19 protein-coding genes and 1 pseudogene are annotated in these 17,310 nt (G+C 38.1%); 10 read left to right on the plus strand and 10 right to left on the minus strand.

All coding sequences use genetic code 11. The annotated features are described in order from the left end of the window. Window positions 1-169: 169 nt before the first annotated feature. The 6 genes and pseudogenes from MHI47_RS20170 to hemQ all read right to left on the minus strand — a co-directional run bounded on the left by MHI47_RS20170 (window position 170) and on the right by hemQ (window position 2,765). Window positions 170-307, minus strand: coding sequence for a formate--tetrahydrofolate ligase (locus MHI47_RS20170; RefSeq protein WP_445678291.1), 138 nt, complete (start codon window positions 305-307; stop codon window positions 170-172). A gap of 2 nt (window positions 308-309) precedes the next feature. Next, a pseudogene (locus MHI47_RS02860) lies at window positions 310-582 on the minus strand (formate--tetrahydrofolate ligase); the annotation flags it as partial. 178 nt (window positions 583-760) lie between these two features. Next, window positions 761-901 (minus strand): hypothetical protein, encoded by a 141-nt coding sequence (locus tag MHI47_RS02865; RefSeq protein ID WP_340829395.1) that lies wholly within the window; start codon window positions 899-901, stop codon window positions 761-763. Window positions 902-1,137: 236 nt separating this feature from the next. Beyond that, window positions 1,138-1,467, minus strand: coding sequence for a spore coat protein GerQ (gene gerQ / locus MHI47_RS02870; protein WP_340761437.1), 330 nt, complete (start codon window positions 1,465-1,467; stop codon window positions 1,138-1,140). Between the two features lie 18 nt (window positions 1,468-1,485). Further along, complete coding sequence (locus tag MHI47_RS02875) at window positions 1,486-1,905, minus strand: cell wall hydrolase (protein ID WP_340768206.1); 420 nt, start codon at window positions 1,903-1,905, stop codon at window positions 1,486-1,488. Window positions 1,906-2,015: 110 nt separating this feature from the next. Then, window positions 2,016-2,765, minus strand: a complete 750-nt coding sequence (gene hemQ, locus MHI47_RS02880; RefSeq protein ID WP_093535847.1) for a hydrogen peroxide-dependent heme synthase — start codon at window positions 2,763-2,765, stop codon at window positions 2,016-2,018. Window positions 2,766-2,917: 152 nt separating this feature from the next. Here hemQ and pta point away from each other — a divergent pair, with 152 nt between their 5' ends. Then, window positions 2,918-3,862 carry a phosphate acetyltransferase gene (gene pta / locus MHI47_RS02885; RefSeq protein ID WP_340761438.1) on the plus strand — a complete coding sequence of 315 codons (945 nt, stop codon included), beginning with the start codon at window positions 2,918-2,920 and terminating at the stop codon, window positions 3,860-3,862. A gap of 20 nt (window positions 3,863-3,882) precedes the next feature. Then, window positions 3,883-4,713, plus strand: a complete 831-nt coding sequence (locus MHI47_RS02890) for a lipoate--protein ligase family protein (RefSeq protein WP_340764365.1) — start codon at window positions 3,883-3,885, stop codon at window positions 4,711-4,713. A 19-nt stretch (window positions 4,714-4,732) separates the two neighbouring features. Here MHI47_RS02890 and MHI47_RS02895 read toward each other — a convergent pair whose 3' ends face one another. Continuing rightward, window positions 4,733-5,356, minus strand: a complete 624-nt coding sequence (locus MHI47_RS02895; RefSeq protein ID WP_093535843.1) for an RsfA family transcriptional regulator — start codon at window positions 5,354-5,356, stop codon at window positions 4,733-4,735. 255 nt (window positions 5,357-5,611) lie between these two features. On the opposite strand from MHI47_RS02895, the gene MHI47_RS02900 reads away from it, so the two are divergent. From MHI47_RS02900 to MHI47_RS02910, 3 genes are all read left to right on the plus strand, one after another. Beyond that, window positions 5,612-5,839: a DUF1450 domain-containing protein gene (locus tag MHI47_RS02900; protein WP_093061364.1), complete on the plus strand. Its 228-nt coding sequence runs from the start codon at window positions 5,612-5,614 to the stop codon at window positions 5,837-5,839. 76 nt (window positions 5,840-5,915) lie between these two features. After that, window positions 5,916-7,211 carry an HD domain-containing protein gene (locus MHI47_RS02905; protein WP_093535841.1) on the plus strand — a complete coding sequence of 432 codons (1,296 nt, stop codon included), beginning with the start codon at window positions 5,916-5,918 and terminating at the stop codon, window positions 7,209-7,211. 26 nt (window positions 7,212-7,237) lie between these two features. Next, the gene (locus MHI47_RS02910; protein WP_093535839.1) at window positions 7,238-7,753 is read left to right on the plus strand and encodes a YwgA family protein; all 516 of its coding nucleotides are present in this window, start codon (window positions 7,238-7,240) and stop codon (window positions 7,751-7,753) included. A 687-nt stretch (window positions 7,754-8,440) separates the two neighbouring features. Here MHI47_RS02910 and MHI47_RS02915 read toward each other — a convergent pair. Next, entirely contained in the window at window positions 8,441-8,626 is a 186-nt protein-coding gene (locus MHI47_RS02915) for a 2-hydroxymuconate tautomerase (protein ID WP_090564533.1), read from the minus strand. A gap of 66 nt (window positions 8,627-8,692) precedes the next feature. On the opposite strand from MHI47_RS02915, the gene MHI47_RS02920 reads away from it, so the two are divergent. Then, entirely contained in the window at window positions 8,693-9,214 is a 522-nt protein-coding gene (locus tag MHI47_RS02920) for a YwhD family protein (protein WP_340829397.1), read from the plus strand. A gap of 337 nt (window positions 9,215-9,551) precedes the next feature. Here the strand turns inward: MHI47_RS02920 and MHI47_RS02925 are convergent, their stop codons facing one another. Further along, window positions 9,552-11,618 (minus strand): transglycosylase domain-containing protein, encoded by a 2,067-nt coding sequence (locus tag MHI47_RS02925; RefSeq protein WP_340768210.1) that lies wholly within the window; start codon window positions 11,616-11,618, stop codon window positions 9,552-9,554. Between the two features lie 167 nt (window positions 11,619-11,785). Between MHI47_RS02925 and speE the strand changes: the two genes are divergently transcribed. Both speE and speB read left to right on the plus strand, forming a co-directional pair. Continuing rightward, on the plus strand, window positions 11,786-12,619 hold the full coding sequence (speE, locus tag MHI47_RS02930) for a spermidine synthase (protein ID WP_093535831.1): 834 nt from the start codon (window positions 11,786-11,788) through the stop codon (window positions 12,617-12,619). A 4-nt stretch (window positions 12,620-12,623) separates the two neighbouring features. Beyond that, complete coding sequence (gene speB, locus MHI47_RS02935; RefSeq protein ID WP_340761443.1) at window positions 12,624-13,496, plus strand: agmatinase; 873 nt, start codon at window positions 12,624-12,626, stop codon at window positions 13,494-13,496. Window positions 13,497-13,745: 249 nt separating this feature from the next. Here speB and MHI47_RS02940 read toward each other — a convergent pair whose 3' ends face one another. Beyond that, the gene (locus tag MHI47_RS02940; protein WP_340829399.1) at window positions 13,746-14,834 is read right to left on the minus strand and encodes a diguanylate cyclase; all 1,089 of its coding nucleotides are present in this window, start codon (window positions 14,832-14,834) and stop codon (window positions 13,746-13,748) included. Window positions 14,835-15,047: 213 nt separating this feature from the next. Between MHI47_RS02940 and MHI47_RS02945 the strand changes: the two genes are divergently transcribed. Continuing rightward, window positions 15,048-15,467 (plus strand): DUF1934 domain-containing protein, encoded by a 420-nt coding sequence (locus MHI47_RS02945; protein WP_340829401.1) that lies wholly within the window; start codon window positions 15,048-15,050, stop codon window positions 15,465-15,467. Further along, window positions 15,468-17,135, plus strand: a complete 1,668-nt coding sequence (gene argS, locus MHI47_RS02950) for an arginine--tRNA ligase (RefSeq protein ID WP_340829402.1) — start codon at window positions 15,468-15,470, stop codon at window positions 17,133-17,135. It begins immediately after the preceding gene. The last annotated feature ends 175 nt before the right edge of the window (window positions 17,136-17,310 follow it).

Consider the following 17,310-nt stretch of genomic DNA (forward strand, 5'->3'; position numbering starts at 1 on the left):
AAATGTCACCCAATTCCGATTATAATTAAGTGCATACCATTAAATCTGATTATCTAAACTTCGTTTTATAGTAGGTAGAGAAAAAAAGTGCCTGGTACCGAAACTTATTGCGTGACATAATTGTCTCACTTGAGTCTCGGTGCCAGGCACCATTTTCTTATAGAGTGATTTAGAATAGACCGATTGCTTCACCGTCAGGACCAACATCCATTTTTAGAGCTGCAGGCTGTTTTGGAAAACCAGGCATCGTCATGATGTCGCCAGTCAGGCAAACTAAGAAACCTGCACCTAGCTTAGGTAAGTGCACGGAGTTGCTACAATAACGACAGCATCCGGATGGAAATTAACTTTTCTTGATTTGATGTGCATAAATTTTTCGGCACCTAGATCAGCTCCGAAGCCTACTTCAGTCACGACCACACCCACAAGTCTGCGTGCAGTGTTGGTGGCGATTAAAGAGTTACACCCGTGCGCAATGTTCGCAAATGGGCCGCCGTGAATAATTGCTGGTGTCCCTTCAATTGTTTGTACCAAGTTAGGTTTGAACGCATCTTTTAGTAGTAGTGTTAGAGCTCCTTCGACCCCAACAAATGAATATTGTCTACTGGTAAATTCAATGGATCATTAAAAAAAGAAATTAATTTTCAATTTCCCACATATATCCAGCATTACCGTATCGTTTATCATTTTCCTCTTTTAAAACAAGCAACTGCTTAAATGGAGTAACTTCTCTTGGAATAGATACATTCTTCCAGCTCTTTCATTCCATCTCTTGCGCTTTTATTTCATCTGAAAAGACCTGGTGAAACTTGTAACGTTTTAAAGCATAGGCAATGATGTCCTCAAAATTTATAGATAACTCTTCATTCGGTTCTTCAGGGTCATTACTGTAAAAATACACATTAAAATCTCCTTTACCATGCCCACTGGACCATGAAGCAAAGTAACGATTTGAGGTTTTCAATCCCTCAACATTAAGTGTTAACTCCCACGAGTCGAAACTTTCTCAAATTGGCCCAACAGATACATCAGCAGAGAAAAAAATTTCATATCTACGTTTTTATTATAAGAGTACCGGGTCAGAGTTTCACTCAAACAACAAAAAAGCTTATTCGCATAACGAATAAGCTTTAAGTATTAAGCGTAATAATTAATTTCTTCATCAAATGTTACATAATCTAAGTAAATCATAAGCATTAAGTATCTTTTACCATTTGGATCACTAATAATAACATGATCGCGACCAGCAGCTTCTATATAGCCGGTAACTACAAAATTATTCCTTTCTCGGTTGTTCTCGAACGTAAAATAGAATGTACCTAACTTGCCTTTGTTGGCTCTTAAAATATTTTCAATATAAGATTCTTCCTGTCCTCTTGTAGCTGCCGGTATTTGAGGTGGGGTCATAGGTTGTTGCATTTGCTGCTGTTGAGGGAAACCTCCAGGGTGCCAATAATATTGAACCATTCAAACATCCTTTCAAATTTATATTTGGGGACAATCTGCAGTAGAAGGTGCGAAGAAGCAATGTGATTTAAAACGGCCTGTATTCGGTTGGTTATACCATTGTGCAGGACATTCTCCTGCTGGTTCAAAAAACCATAATGAACGAGTTGCAGGGTGAAACCGCTCCCCATTAATCACTCTTTGGGCAAGTTTTTTATCTTGCTCACGTGCACTTTGATAGAAGTACGACTTCTGTGTTGCTTCAAATCCTCCAGGGCTTTGAAAAACCATTTCCTCCAGCGTACGTATATCTTTGAAATCTAGGCAGGCAGCACGAACTCTATTTACTCCTACGTTCCCTACCATGAGCATGCCAAGCTCACCCTCACCTTCAGCTTCTGATCGCATCAGCCTCGCAAGTAATTCCAGTTGCTTCGTGTTGGATTTGACGACTGCCATTGCATCACCTCCTACCCATACACTATGCAAACAGATTGCAAATGATGAACAAAGTTTGTATAGACATATAGAAGCAAAAAAAAAGACTGCACAATAGCAGTCCTTTCATTTTAGATATTAAAGAATGTAGAGCGTTTCTCTCCTGCAAGAATAGTACCAGTGAAGAATGATCCAAATTCTGCATAACGAGCGCTTACTTCGTCAAAACGCATTTCATATATTAGCTTTTTAAATTGAAGAACATCGTCTGAGAATAGTGTTACGCCCCATTCAAAATCGTCAAAGCCGATAGATCCAGAGATAATTTGCTTAACTTTTCCAGCATAGCTGCGACCGATCATACCATGGCTACGCATTAAATCTTTACGCTCTTGCATTGGAAGCATATACCAGTTGTCATTACCGTCACGACGCTTGTCCATTGGATAGAAGCAAATATATTGAGAACGTTGAAGCTCTGGATATAAACGTGCACGTACATGTGGGTTTTGATATGGATCTTCGTTAGATTCACCAGCAAGGTAGTTAGACAATTCTACTACTGAAACATATGAGTAACCTGGAATTGTGAAATCGGCAATTGTTAATTTATTAAATCTTGCTTCTAGTTCTTGAAGTTCATCCATTGTTGGACGTAATGTCATTAACATAAAATCAGCTTTTTGCCCAACGATTGTGTAAAAAGCATGTGCTCCTGTTTTAGCATCATCCGCAAGTTGCATTTCATCTAAAAATGCTACGAACTCATCTGTAGCTTGTTTGCGTAGTTCTGGATCTACTTGTTTCCACGATGCCCAGTCCATTTGGCGGAAATCATGTAATACGTACCAACCATCTAATGTAATTGCTGCTTCATTCATAATTTATGACACTCCTTTAGATTAAAAATATCTCCCATTTAGTGTATCATATAGTCCCGAACATTTCTTCTAATGGTACGGCTCTCACATGACAATCTGTGACAATCTCGTGTATGCTTGAAGTAACAAAAAAGAGCGTAGGAGGAGACAATATGGCAGATTTATTTCAAGAGATAAAAGAGAAATTAAGGGACGCCAAACTATCCATTATATTGCCAGAGGGAAATGATGAACGAATCATTTCAGCGGCATTGAAACTCCAGGAAGAAGGAATTATTCATCCTATTATTATTGGAAACAAAGAAGAAGTCCCTTCTGCTTTAACTGTTATTAATCCTCAAAATTATGAAAAAATGGACGAGCTTGTCGCTGCTTTTGTAGAACGTCGAAAAGGCAAAGTGACAGAAGAACAAGCTCAAGAGATCCTACAAGATGTTAATTATTTCGGAACGATGCTAGTTTATATGAAAAAGGCAAATGGCTTGGTAAGCGGTGCAGCGCATACGACTGCTGAAACGGTACGTCCTGCATTGCAAATTATTAAAACAAAGCCAGGAATCTCGAAAACAAGTGGAGCATTCATTATGGTGAAAGGGGAGACTCGGTATGTATTTGCGGATTGTGCGATTACCATTTCCCCAACGAGCGAGGATTTAGCAGAAATAGCGGTTGAAAGTGCTAAAACAGCTGCAGCCTTTGGTATAAAACCGAAAGTGGCGATGCTATCCTTCTCTACGAAAGGCTCGGCACAATCAGAGGAAACTGAAAAGGTAGTGAGAGCAACTGAATTAGCCAAAGAGTTGGACTCCACTATTCTAATAGAAGGAGAGCTACAATTTGATGCAAGTATAGTTCCTGCGATAGCGGCGAAAAAGGCGCCTGATGCTGTACTACAAGGGGATGCGACTGTATTTGTATTTCCTTCATTAGAGGCAGGGAATATTGGTTATAAAATTGCACAACGTTTAGGTGAGTTCGAAGCAATTGGCCCTATTTTACAGGGATTGAATGCACCAGTTAATGATTTATCACGAGGTTGTTCTGCAGAGGATGTTTATAAGTTAGCTTATATTACTGCTGCACAAGCACTTATTTGAGGAGTAGTCACATGTCAGAAATAGAAGTTTTATTGCAGCAAGAAAAATGGCGATTTTGGGATCAATCGCTTAGTGGGAAAAGTAGATCTGCACTCGAATCATTCGCATCAGATGATTTACTATGTCACCTAGTAGGACAACAACAGTCACCGGCTACTGTACGTACGTGGGTCCACTCTCAAACTGTTGTTTTAGGTATACAAGATCACCGACTCCCGTTTGTGGAGGATGGGCAGAACTTTCTTCGTACCCAGGGATATTCCCCCATTGTACGAAATTCGGGAGGACTAGCAGTTGTTTTAGATGAGGGTGTACTAAATGTATCTATTATTTTACCGGAAGCGAAGCAGGCGATAGATATTCCTACTGGCTATGAAGTGATGCTTGCATTCGTCGAGCTTTTATTCCCCGAAGCAGATGGGAAAATAGAAGCTTATGAAATTATTGGATCGTATTGTCCAGGTTCATATGATTTAAGTATAGATGGCAAAAAATTTGCGGGAATTTCCCAGCGAAGATTGCGTCAGGGAATAGCAGTGCAGGTGTATCTATGTATTGAAGGTAGTGGAAGTGAACGAGCAGAACTGATACGTAGATTTTACGAAATTGGCATTCAAGGTGAAAATACTAAGTTTACATATCCAGATATTAAACCAGAAGTGATGGCATCTATGAATGAACTGCTAGATACCTCGTTTAGAGTAGAGGATATCGTTATTCGTATCCAACAATTACTTCAACAGTTGTCAGACACAGTCATCCATCAATCTGTCACACCTGATGAAATGGACTTGTATATGTTTTACATGCAACGAGTAGTAGATCGCAATAAAAAAATGCTAGAAAAATAAAATAAAAACCACCAATCTTCTAAACGATTGGTGGTTCTTTAGATACGAGATTACCATTCTTCTCCATTTGGAAAACGGGTACTGCTGGTATTTCCTCGTCGTTTAAAGTTACAAGACGTCTTGCACGGTTCATGATCTGAACGAATTGCTCGTAATCTTGTTTAATAGCTGCGTTTTCTTTTTCTAGTTTTGCAAGCTCACTTTCTAATTTACGAATCTTTTCATTTGATATAGTTGAAAGGTGACGGTATCTAGAAACATCTGAATCACTATGTTGCAAACGTACGAGATATGCAATGATAATATCGATCGATAATGCAGATACCGGAATGGATTGGGTGCGTTCACCATCATCTTGAGATTTAGCTAGATAAATTCCATTTCCTCTTCGTCTATAATCTTTTCCTAATATACGAAGCTTTTCTTTTCTTTCTTTTTTCGCTTCCTTCAACTCATTTTCATATTGATGACGAACGACTGCGTTCCAGCGAAATCCACAAGCTGCTGCAGTTCTATTTAATTCGTCTCCTGCTTCTTCAAATGCGTTTAGTTGCGTGCTGCCTTCTCGAACGTGACGTAATACCATCTCTGCTAGCATTTCATCATTCTCTGTCATCCATGCGTCTTGTCTAATTTTTACCATGTTCTTCCTCCTGCCATGTTCATAGTTTCGTTGTTCTATTAACATAATGGTCAACTTAGTGCTCTTTTATTCACGTAATATACACTTGATAGCAATATAAACTTTAAGATACAATGACCTGTAGACTATTACTATTAAACATTCAGCTATTTGTACTAAAACTAATGAAAAAATGATAATGTTTCCGGCGAATATCGCAGATATTAAGAGGAGGCAATTACGCCAAGACGTAATGAATGAAAGGGGTTGAAGACTATGGCAAACCATTTTCGTGTTTGCGATGAGTGTCAAGCCGTCAATTTAAAAACATTAATACCTAAACTAAAAGCGATTGATCCGGAAGCTGAGATTGAAGTGAAAGAATGTCAGTCGTACTGCGGTCCCGGACGAAAAAAAACATTCGCCTTTATTAATAATCGTCCCGTTGCTGCGTTAACGGAAGACGAATTAATGGAAAAAGTACGAGCGAAGATAGCAGATTAACAGAACTTTTGCCGTGTATTCAATATGCGGTTTTTTCTTTATAATGAATACTAAACTACATTTCGGAGGTGGAAGAATGAGCTATGCGACACAAAAGCTAGCAGAAGAAAAAGTGTTTAAAGATCCAGTTCACCGCTATATCCACGTTCGTGATCAGGTCATCTGGGATGTTATCGGAGCAAAAGAGTTTCAACGACTTCGCCGGATTAAACAGCTCGGAACTACATATCTAGTTTTTCATGGTGCCGAACATAGCCGTTTTAATCACTCACTAGGTGTGTACGAAATTGTGAGAAGAATCGTAGATGATAGCTTTAGTGGACGTCCAGAATGGGATGATTCAGAAAGGCTAGTAGTATTATGTGCTGCTCTTCTCCATGATTTAGGGCACGGCCCATTTTCTCATGCATTTGAGAATGTATTTGGGTTAGACCATGAATATTTCACACAACAAATAATACTTGGCGATACGGATGTCAATAAGATACTAAAAAGAGTTAGCGAAGATTTTCCGCAACGAGTTGCCGACGTTATCGGTAAAACATATCCAAACAAGCAGGTAGTAAGTTTAATATCCAGTCAAATAGATGCTGACCGTATGGATTACTTGCAAAGAGATGCTTATTTTACTGGGGTAAGTTATGGACATTTCGATATGGAAAGAATTTTGCGTGTCATGCGACCAAGAGAAGACCAAGTAGTCATCAAATCGAGTGGAATGCATGCAGTGGAAGATTATATAATGAGTAGATATCAAATGTATTGGCAAGTATATTTCCATCCAGTTTCCCGTAGTGCCGAAGTAATTTTGACGAAAGTTCTACATCGAGCAAAAGCATTAAGTAAAATGGGTTATGATTTTAAACAGCAACCGACTCATTTTAGAGGATTCTTTGATGGTACATATACATTAAATGAGTACCTTGCTTTAGATGAAGGGGTATTATTAACTTATTTTCAGTTATGGATGTCAGAAGATGATCCAATTCTTTCGGATTTGAGCGATCGTTTTGTGAACCGGAAGTTATTTCAATATATAGAGTTCGATTTAGCAAAAGATTATATGAAGATGAAAGAATTAGAATTACTATTCAAAAAAGCGGGTATAGATCCAGAGTATTACTTAGTGTTCGATTCCTCTTCAGATCTACCGTATGATTTTTACCGTCCAGGAGAAGAAGGCGAACGAATTCCAATACATTTGCTAAAACCTAACGGAGAAATTCGTGAGCTATCACGTGAATCGGATATTGTAGAGGCAATCTCTGGGAAAAGAAGAACAGACCATAAATTGTACTTTCCAGAAGATATCTTGACGAAGGACGGAAAGAAAAAAGCATTGAAGAAACAAATACTCGATTTATTAACTTAATGATTTGAAGTAAAGGAGGGGTCTAAGTGATAGAAGAACATGCAAAAGTTGTACAATTTATCGGAGCAGCGGATGGCATTACGGGTCGGAAAAAACTGCAAAAAATGATTTACATCGCAAAAAAACTTCAATATCCATACAAGGAAAAATACGAATTTCATTTTTATGGCCCTTATTCAGAAGAGCTTACCTTACGGATCGAAGAATTATGTAATATGGGATTCCTACAAGAAGAACGCCAAGATAAAGGCTCCTATGTACAATATAAATACCAAATGACTGACGCAGGTGAGCATTTTACTAAAATGGCTCAAGTTCCTGAAGCACCAAGAGATTTGGTAGCATGCATTAACCAAATGAAAGATAAAAGTTCTCGTTTCCTTGAACTAGTATCGACGTTATTATATTTCGATTATCTACCAAAAGAAGAGCAAATCGAAAAACTTCATGTCGTAAAAGGAAAACTCAATTTTTCAAAAGAAGAAATCGACGAGGCCTTCACATTTGTCATGAACCTCATGAATGAAAGAGCTATCCAATAGGATGGCTTTTTCTTTTGGAAAAAAATATTCATTCCGAAAGTAAAGGATACCATTGAGCAAGTAAACTTACTTAAAGTGCAAGTAAGATCCGGGTATTATTGATTTCCGCTTCAGGTGGACGCTTTCCGTGGGCACGGCTTCAATCTGCTCCTCACTACGAAAACATATGCTCCTACGGGGCTTTCAGCTCGCGCTGTTCCCACTGGAGTCGTCACCTTGCGCTCCAATCAACCAGTTTCGCTTTATATAATCGGATAAAAAACCACATAAATATACATATTTTATTTTAAAAATTAGTAACGATGAAATGGACTCTTATAAAAGAAAATTCCTTCTTCAAATTTCTTAAAAAATAGTATACCTAATAGAACAGACGGTTTTTTCCCTAAATTAACTTTGACTACTCTTATTATCTAAGCGATAAACTATGCTCTATCTTATAGTTGAGTACCACTTGCTCAATTGATTGTAGTGAAAGGTGGCGACTCCGACGGGATGAGTGAGACAGGTGAGACATCACAGCGACGCGTTAGCGACGGTGATGGCTCCACCGCTCACCCCGCGGAACGCGTCCACCTGTAATGGAAATCAGTAGCATATTTTATTCTTTCAGTTCCCATGACCTGTTGTTCACATATACTTTCTGCATAAAAAAGAACCCTTAAAAAAGGGTCCGTCTCTGTTTAATTATCGATCACTAAATAACTTGCCAGCAGTTCCATAATGATTCTTCGGCATTTCTTCGATGAATACAGTAACATTCTCGACTGGTGCATTAACTGTTTCGGAAACAGCAGCAGTTACCTTCTCCACTAATGCTCTTTTTTGCTCGTCGGTACGTCCTTCAAGCATTTTTACTGTGACATATGGCATTTCATTTCCTCCTTTAGTGAACTTTTCTGTATACTAGTATCATAACAGAATGGAGGGAACTGTCGAATGACGAACGAAGAAAAACCAAAACAAAAGATAGGCTTCACGATTATTAAAAATGATCCGACTGACGGACATAAGGGATTCGGTATAGGTTCTCTATCATTAGAGAATGTATCTCCAGTCATTATTGATATAGAAGAAGACCTTGCTAGGGTAGAAGTTGGAGCAATGCATGCAAGAAGTGATACAGAGCGAGGCATTAAGTTTACAACGAACCGAGAAGACTCCCTGGGAGGGAAATTGTATTGGCTTGTTTGGGTGACGATCGATTATAATCCACAAGGACCATATTATGCTGGGGTCAGTGCTTGTGAAATGGTTATTAACCGAGAAAAACGTCGCGGCTATAAGAATTTAGCTGATCACGTTAATCGCATGGACAAATCAATGAAACGTCATATTTTAGTCGATTTTATGGATGACCGCTCAAAAAATATTTTACGTGAATTTTTACAGTCTCATAACAAAGAAATGTGGGATAGAAGTGAAGAAAAGCTACATCAAGACCTATCTGTCGAAGCCTAGTATACAAATAGTCCGTTAGGTAGTTGAATTAAAGACGAAAAGACAGTACAATTTAGATAAAGCTTACTTCCAAGTAATGCTAGGACACTTAGTGGACGCAAGTAGGTAAAATGTATGCGTGAATTGACCACCCATTCCAATGACCGCATTCATTTACAGAAAGCCAAGCTAAGAAAAAGCTTACTACTACCTAATTAAGGTGGCAGTAAGCTTTTTATTATGCTTATAAAAACGAACAACGCATTAGTGGAAGGAATTCATACGATTATAACGAATACGACCAATTTCTGATTTCTTTCCATTGGTTTTCATCATTATTCAATCAATTCTCCAAGTCCTATTCAAACAAATTAAATGGGAAAATTGACCACGGTTCAGATTCTTCCACACTCTCCTCGAATGTTTGCTGCTTCAATTTAGGGTCGGTGCAAAGCTTAGTTGGAACATCTTTTTGTTTCATGTAAACTAGTCGCTGTTTTTCACAAGCAGATGTAGCGATTCCACCTGTTTCTATATCGACAATGACGCCCTGAACACCGTCCGGGGCTATGAAAGGCTCAACGGGAAGTCCTTGGTGAACTGCTTCCATAAATTCAATCCATACTTGTTTCGTTACTTGTCTTGCTTCCGCATCACTCACTTGTTTACCTTGATCATAGCCATTCCATACACCTGCTGTTAATTGAGGTGAGAAGCCTATCAAATATTGGTCTGTATTTGTAGTTCCAGACTTTGCTGCATATGGTCTGGTTTGTTTTGCTCGAATACTTATCCCTGTAGCAGGTGAATAGTCGTTGAAAACGGGGTCGAACATTCCTGTTAGTAAATGGGATAGTATAAACGAGTCCTGTTCGCTTAAAACTTTTTTCCCTTTTTCCTCATTGTTCTCTATATCATAAATGACGTTCCCGCTTTTATCAGTTATTTTTGTTATATACTTAGGTTTTTTCTGAATTCCACCAGCAGATATAGTGTTATAAACTTTTGTCATTTCTAATAGCGAAACTTCTGTTGTACCGAGAGCAGTAGAGGGAGCATCCTTTACCTTCATATCTAGATTAAATCTTTCTGTTAACCGTTGAAAAGGTTTATATCCAATTTGTTCTAACGTTTTAACGGCATAAATATTATCGGAAATAGCGAGGGCCTGCGCCAATGAAATAGGATGACCAGCGAACTCCCCGTTCACATTTTTAGGTTCATATTCTTGGCGGCCATTATCGTATGTGAAAATAGTACGCTCACTTTTCATATAAGTGAGCGGAGAGAATCCGTTTTCTAAGGCTGCTGCAAATAATAACGCTTTGATGGTAGAACCTGGCTGCCTTTTTGCTTGTGTAACTCGGTTGAAGGGACTATCCGTGAAATTTCTTCCACCGAGCATTGCAGTTACATAACCAGTATCTGGTTCCATACTTACAAATCCTATTTGTAGTTCTCCTTTTGGCATCCATTTTTCAACTATTTCTTCCGCTACTTGTTGATGTTTTTTGTTTAAAGTGGTTTCAATCGTCCATCCACCTTCTTCAATACGGCGACCATTTTCCAAAGTGATTTCTGTTGCTTCTTTCCACACTTCTTCTAAAAAGTAAGGGGCCGTTTTTTGCTTTATTAGAGAGTCCTCTGCTTTTAATACATAATTTTCATTGAATGCTCGTTCCTTTTGGTCAGCAGTTATCTTTTGTTGGTTTTCCATCAATGTTAGGATTAGTTGCTGACGAGTAACTGCTTTTTCTTCATTTACTAACGGTGAATAATAGGTAGGGCCTTTCGGTATTCCAACTAATAGGGCGGATTCTGCTAGAGTCAAAGATTTAGCGCTCTTCGCAAAATAGAATCTACTCGCTGCCTCGACGCCATACATACCATGACCAAAGTACACTGTATTCAAATAACCTTCTAACAGTTCGTCCTTATCGTAGAAAAGCTCTAATCGGTAGGCATATAGCGCTTCATTTATCTTTCGAGTCCAAGACTTTTCATGGGTAAGAAACAAATTACGAGCATATTGCTGCGTAATTGTACTGGCTCCTTCTACTTTTTTTCCAGCTTTTATATCCTTTAAAATGGCTCCAGCAATCCGTGAATAATCAAATCCATGATGCTCATAAAACTCCTGGTCTTCTACCGCCACAGTGGCTTGAGGTAAAAAAGGAGACATCTCCTCCAATGAAATCCAATATCTCCTTTGGTCCTCAAAGCGATCACCGATAACATTTCCTTGACTGTCTAAAAATACAGAAGAAATTGGGACTTGAATTATGGGAGCACCAACGATTTGAGCATATATTCGGAGCGTGATGAATGCGCTCAAAAGTGCACAGCCAGCAGCAACACATAAAAGGAATAGCCTTTTCCATCGTTTGCTTCGTATGACTTTTTTTCTATGTTGAATACGCCCCATTAAATCAACTCCGTTCTAAATGATGTTTTCATTAGTATGAGAACAATAGATTCAAATTAAACGGGCAAACAAAAAAGTATTGCACTTTTGTCAAAAAGCACTATACTTTCAATGTATTTATTTTTTTTATAAATACCAAAAACTATTGTAGAAACGGAGATAGATAAATGGCTGGATTTTGGTTTACAGAGAAGCAAACCGAGAATTTTGGCATCACAATGAAGGTGAATCGCACTCTTCATACCGAGCAAACAGATTTTCAATTGTTAGAAATGGCAGAAACAGAAGAATGGGGAAATATGCTCTTCTTAGATGGCATGGTAATGACCTCTCAAAAAGATGAGTTTGTATACCATGAAATGGTTGCGCATGTTCCTTTATTCACACATCCTAACCCTGAAAATGTGTTAGTAGTTGGTGGTGGAGACGGTGGAGTAATTCGTGAAATTATGAAGCATCCAAAAGTGAAGAAAGCTACACTTGTTGATATAGATGGAAAAGTAATTGAGTATTCAAAAATATATTTACCAGAAATCGCATGTGAATTAGAAAATCCTCGCGTAGACGTGCAAGTAGGCGATGGTTTCATGCATATTGCAGAATCTGAAAATGAATATGATGTGATTATGGTAGATTCTACAGAACCAGTAGGACCAGCAGTAAACCTATTTACAAAAGGTTTCTATGCTGGAATTTCTAGAGCTTTAAAAGAAGATGGTCTATTCGTTGCACAATCGGACAACCCATGGTTTAAGGCAGATTTAATCCGCCAAGTTCAAAAAGACGTAAAGGAAATCTTCCCAATAACTAATATGTATTTGGCAAACATTCCTACATATCCAAGCGGACTTTGGTGCTTTACAATTGGATCTAAAAAGTATGATCCACTTCAAGTTCCGGACGAGCAATACTTTGATATTGAAACAAAGTATTACACAAAAGAGCTTCATAAAGCGGCATTTGTACTACCAAAATTTGTGAAAGATCTTGCAGGAGAGTAAGGCTATGCGATTTAGTGAAGAATACTCAGGAAATGTTTTTATAAAAAGCAAACAAAATTATGATGAAGCACAAGCAGTCATTTATGGAATGCCAATGGACTGGACTGTAAGCTATCGTCCTGGATCACGTTTTGGTCCTGGTCGTATCCGTGAAGCTTCAATAGGTTTAGAGGAGTATAGCCCGTATCTTGACCGCGAGCTAGATGATGTGAACTATTTTGATGCAGGGGATATTCCTTTACCATTTGGTAATGCAGAGAAAAGCTTAGAGTTAATTGCAGGCTTTATCCGCCAATTACTGATAAATGGGAAGATTCCAGTAGGCATGGGTGGAGAGCATCTAGTGTCCTGGCCTGTCATGAGGACAGTGGCAGATAACTATGATAATCTAGCCATTATCCATATGGATGCACATACAGATTTACGCGAGGAGTATGAAGGAGAACCGCTTTCTCATTCGACACCTATTCGTAAAATTGCTGAATATATCGGTCCTAAAAACGTCTATTCATTTGGAATTCGTTCAGGCATGAAAGAAGAGTTTGACTGGGCAAAAGAAAATGGTATGCAAATTCACAAGTTCGAAGTTTTAGAGCCTCTGAAAAAAGTGCTACCAACACTTGAGGGACGTCCAGTCTATGTCACAATTGACATCGACGTTCTTGACCCAGCGCACGCACCAGGAACTGGAACTGTAGATTGTGGCGGAATCACAAGTCGTGAGCTTTTAGCTTCTATCCACGCAATTGCAAACTCCGGCGTAAATGTAGTAGGTTTCGATTTAGTCGAAGTAGCACCAAATTACGATCCATCAGAGCAAACAGTAAACACTGCTAGTAAATTACTACGTGAAATGATATTGGGTTGGGTTAAGTAGAACGGAGTATCTGGTGTTACTGCGACGAGCTTGCGCAGGAGCAAACAGTAAACACTGCTAGTAAATTACTACGTGAAATGATATTGGGTTGGGTTAAGTAGAACAACGGAGTATCTGGTGTTACTGCGACGAGCTAACGCAGGAGCAAACAGTAAACACTGCTAGTAAATTACTACGTGAAATAATATTAGGATGGGTAAAATAGAACGCAGAAAAAGTGATGTCCTAACTAAGGGCATCACTTTTTTATCAAAACAATATATTTTGATTGATATGAACTACTTTATTTCTTCCAGAAGTTTTAGCAAGGTAAAGGGCTTCATCAGCAAGTTTGTATAATTCATGTGTGGTTACAGCATCTTGTGGGAAAGTACTAATACCGCCTGAAGTAGTTATATCTAACTTTTCTCCAGTTGAGATTTGAAATAATTTCTTTTCTATTGATTGTCGAACTAGATCAGCAACTTCCAGTGCTTTTTCATCTGTAGTATTTGGGAGGAGTATGGAAAACTCTTCTCCTCCATTTCGAGAAACAATACCCCCAAAAGGTTTACTAGTATCTTTCATTCGGAGTGCTAATTCTTTCAATACTTCATCTCCAACGGGGTGCCCATATGTATCGTTGACCTTTTTGAAATAGTCTATGTCTAGTAATAGGAGTGAAAAAATTTCATTTTTTGCTATAAGATTTTGAGTATGTTCTTGGAATTTACGGTTATTATATAGACCCGTAAGATAGTCTGTTACAGATATCTCTTCAATATGCTTTATTTTTTCAAATAGAGAGCTTAGCTGTTTAAGGATAATGAAAATAATGGAAAAAGACACGATTGAAAATATGATAAAACTGATAATAGCTAACGACGTTTCAAATTTCCAACTGCCTAAGAAACCTAAAACAATAGAAGTTTGTATGATGGAATAACCAAAAAAGTAAGGGACGTTTTGAAAGGTCATTGTTTTCTTCCAACTGCAAACTCCAATAACCAATCCCACTATAATAGTGCTACTTCCTGCTATAAGAGCACTTGTAGAATATCCGTACATAAACAAACGGAACACTCCGATAATAATGCCGCTTATAATTGGTGCGAATGGTCCTCCTAAGACACCAGATAATGCAATAACAGCCATTCTTCCGTCCATAATAACGACATCAGTAATGTTTATAGCAGTTAACATTAACAAACAACCAGTAAGTCCACTTAACAATCCAAGTATAAAAGGGGTGTATTTAGAAGATGGAATATAAACATTTAATTTGTTTTGAAATGGTATGTAGGTAAGAATTGCAAAAGTAAAAAGAATACAAAAGTTAATAATAAAGTCAATTAGCAATAGAGTCACCTTCTTAATAATCTGAATCTATTATAGCCTTTCAGACTAAATATGGTATACATTTTTATGCAATTGGTTGTCATAAACGTTAAATTTAAGCTATAATATGAAGGTTATAGTAAAATGCAACGTTAGTGTGAATAAGCTTCCTATCGCTAGTTATTGCAAACTGAGAAGCTGACATAAATAAAATATCTACAAAGGATGTTAAGCATGTCTACACCAGTACAAAAGACAGTAAAAGTACAATTAGTTTCTACAATTCGTCATCCAAATGTCCAAGAAGAAACAATCAACATAAAAACAAAAGGCATTTTAACACTAAGAGGCGAACAAAATTATTTAGTTTATGAAGAATCTCAAAATGAAAAGACTATTCGAACGACTGTGAAACTAAGTGGGCAGAATGCCTTGATATTACGAAGTGGTGGAGTCAAAATGCGTTTGCCTCTTGAACGTGGAGAGTTCCAAACTGGGAGCTATGAAACTCAATATGGGACAATGATTATTACAACAAATACGAAGCACTTACACTTTGAGGTTGGACGCTTTCAAGTGAAATATGAGCTAATTATAAATGAAGAAGTGGCCGGTACATATACATTAGAACTAACTTATACGGAGGCGGAATAAATGAACGCAGTAGAAAAGCTACAACAAACCATTAAAGATGCATTACAACAGGCAATAGTGAAAGCAGAACTTGTAACGGAAGAGCAAATTCCAACTATCCAACTTGAAACTCCAAGAGACAAAGTAAATGGAGACTATGCAACAAATATTGCGATGCAATTAACAAAACTTGCGAAAAAGAATCCTCGTCAAGTGGCGGAGGCAATCATAGAAAACCTAGAATTGTCTGGAACAATGATGGAAAAAGTGGATATTGCAGGTCCTGGATTTATGAATATTACTGTTCGTAAAGATTACTTACAAGATGTAGTGAAGGCTGCTTTAACAGAAAAAGAAAACTACGGCCGCTCAACTTCAGGTGCTGGAGAGAAAATTCAAGTAGAATTTGTTTCTGCAAATCCAACTGGTGATTTACATTTAGGACATGCACGTGGGGCATCTGTAGGTGATTCTTTAAGTAACGTTCTTGATTTTGCAGGATTTGATGTTGCTCGTGAATATTATATTAATGACGCAGGAAACCAAATTCATAACTTAGCGATCTCAATTGAAGCTCGTTATTTCCAAGCTCAAGGATTAGACAAAGAAATGCCTGAAGGTGGCTATCATGGGCAAGATATTATCGATATTGCTGCAGCTCTTGTTGCAGAACATGGCGATAAATTTGTCTCTATGTCAGATGAAGAACGCTACAAAGTATTCCGTGCACATGGGTTAAAAGTAGAGCTTGCTAAACTACAAAAAGACTTAGCTGATTTCCGTGTTGGTTTTGATAACTGGTTCTCGGAAACTTCTTTATATGAGAACGGCAAAATTGAAGTGGCTTTAGATAAGTTACGTGCAAATGGTCATATTTTTGAAGAAGAAGGAGCTACATGGTTCCGTTCGACGACATTTGGAGATGATAAGGATCGCGTGCTTATTAAAGGTGATGGTTCTTTCACTTATTTATTACCAGATATTGCGTACCATGAAGATAAGTTAGTTCGTGGATTCGATCAACTGATTAATATTTGGGGAGCAGACCACCATGGCTACATTCCACGTATGAAAGCAGCCATTGAAGCACTTGGATATGAGCGTGAAAAACTAGAAGTATCGATTATTCAAATGGTCCAATTATATAAAGACGGCGAAAAAATGAAAATGAGTAAACGTACAGGTAAAGCTGTTACCATGCGTGAACTTGTAGAAGAAGTAGGACTGGATGCAGTACGTTATTTCTTCGGTATGCGTTCAGGTGACTCACATATGGATTTCGATTTAGACTTAGCTGTTTCTCAATCCAATGAAAACCCAGTATTTTACGCTCAATATGCACACGCACGTATTTGTTCGATTTTACGATCAGCAGAAACGCAAGGAATGAAAGTATCGACTGATTCACTTGAGTTATTGCAAAGTGAAAAAGAATTAGACTTACTTAAAAAAATTGGTGACTTCCCACAGATAGTTGCAGATGCTGCAAAACTTCGTGCTCCTCACCGTATTGCAATCTATATCCAAGAACTAGCAACGACTTTCCATAGCTTCTATAACGCAGACAAAGTATTAAATGCGGATAATCTTCCTCAAACAGAAGCTCGTCTGGCACTAGTAACTGCTGCGCGAGAAACAATTGCAAATGCCTTACGTTTACTAGGTGTATCTGCTCCAGAACAAATGTAAATAGAAAACCCTCGACTTCGGTCGAGGGTTTTTGTAATTCTGCTTCGAATAAAGAGAGTAAATTTGGAGAAAATATCCTCATAGCCTCCAACAGCAAATAAACAGGGCACGTCGGCAAGTAGTATTTCCAACTTAAGCGCCAGTAAAAGTCGACTGAGAGTGAGTAAACAACAAT

This window comes from Psychrobacillus sp. FSL H8-0487, from assembly GCF_038008385.1.
GTDB classification, from domain to species: Bacteria; Bacillota; Bacilli; order Bacillales_A; family Planococcaceae; genus Psychrobacillus; species Psychrobacillus psychrotolerans.

Coding starts and splice junctions, on each gene's coding strand:
- gerQ (WP_340761437.1), bottom strand. CDS start 1,467: ATGGTTCAATATTATTGGCACCCTGGAGGTTTCCCTCAACAGCAGCAA.
- MHI47_RS02875 (WP_340768206.1), bottom strand. CDS start 1,905: ATGGCAGTCGTCAAATCCAACACGAAGCAACTGGAATTACTTGCGAGG.
- hemQ (WP_093535847.1), bottom strand. CDS start 2,765: ATGAATGAAGCAGCAATTACATTAGATGGTTGGTACGTATTACATGAT.
- pta (WP_340761438.1), top strand. CDS start 2,918: ATGGCAGATTTATTTCAAGAGATAAAAGAGAAATTAAGGGACGCCAAA.
- MHI47_RS02895 (WP_093535843.1), bottom strand. CDS start 5,356: ATGGTAAAAATTAGACAAGACGCATGGATGACAGAGAATGATGAAATG.
- MHI47_RS02900 (WP_093061364.1), top strand. CDS start 5,612: ATGGCAAACCATTTTCGTGTTTGCGATGAGTGTCAAGCCGTCAATTTA.
- MHI47_RS02905 (WP_093535841.1), top strand. CDS start 5,916: ATGAGCTATGCGACACAAAAGCTAGCAGAAGAAAAAGTGTTTAAAGAT.
- MHI47_RS02915 (WP_090564533.1), bottom strand. CDS start 8,626: ATGCCATATGTCACAGTAAAAATGCTTGAAGGACGTACCGACGAGCAA.
- MHI47_RS02920 (WP_340829397.1), top strand. CDS start 8,693: ATGACGAACGAAGAAAAACCAAAACAAAAGATAGGCTTCACGATTATT.
- MHI47_RS02925 (WP_340768210.1), bottom strand. CDS start 11,618: ATGGGGCGTATTCAACATAGAAAAAAAGTCATACGAAGCAAACGATGG.
- speE (WP_093535831.1), top strand. CDS start 11,786: ATGGCTGGATTTTGGTTTACAGAGAAGCAAACCGAGAATTTTGGCATC.
- speB (WP_340761443.1), top strand. CDS start 12,624: ATGCGATTTAGTGAAGAATACTCAGGAAATGTTTTTATAAAAAGCAAA.
- MHI47_RS02945 (WP_340829401.1), top strand. CDS start 15,048: ATGTCTACACCAGTACAAAAGACAGTAAAAGTACAATTAGTTTCTACA.
- argS (WP_340829402.1), top strand. CDS start 15,468: ATGAACGCAGTAGAAAAGCTACAACAAACCATTAAAGATGCATTACAA.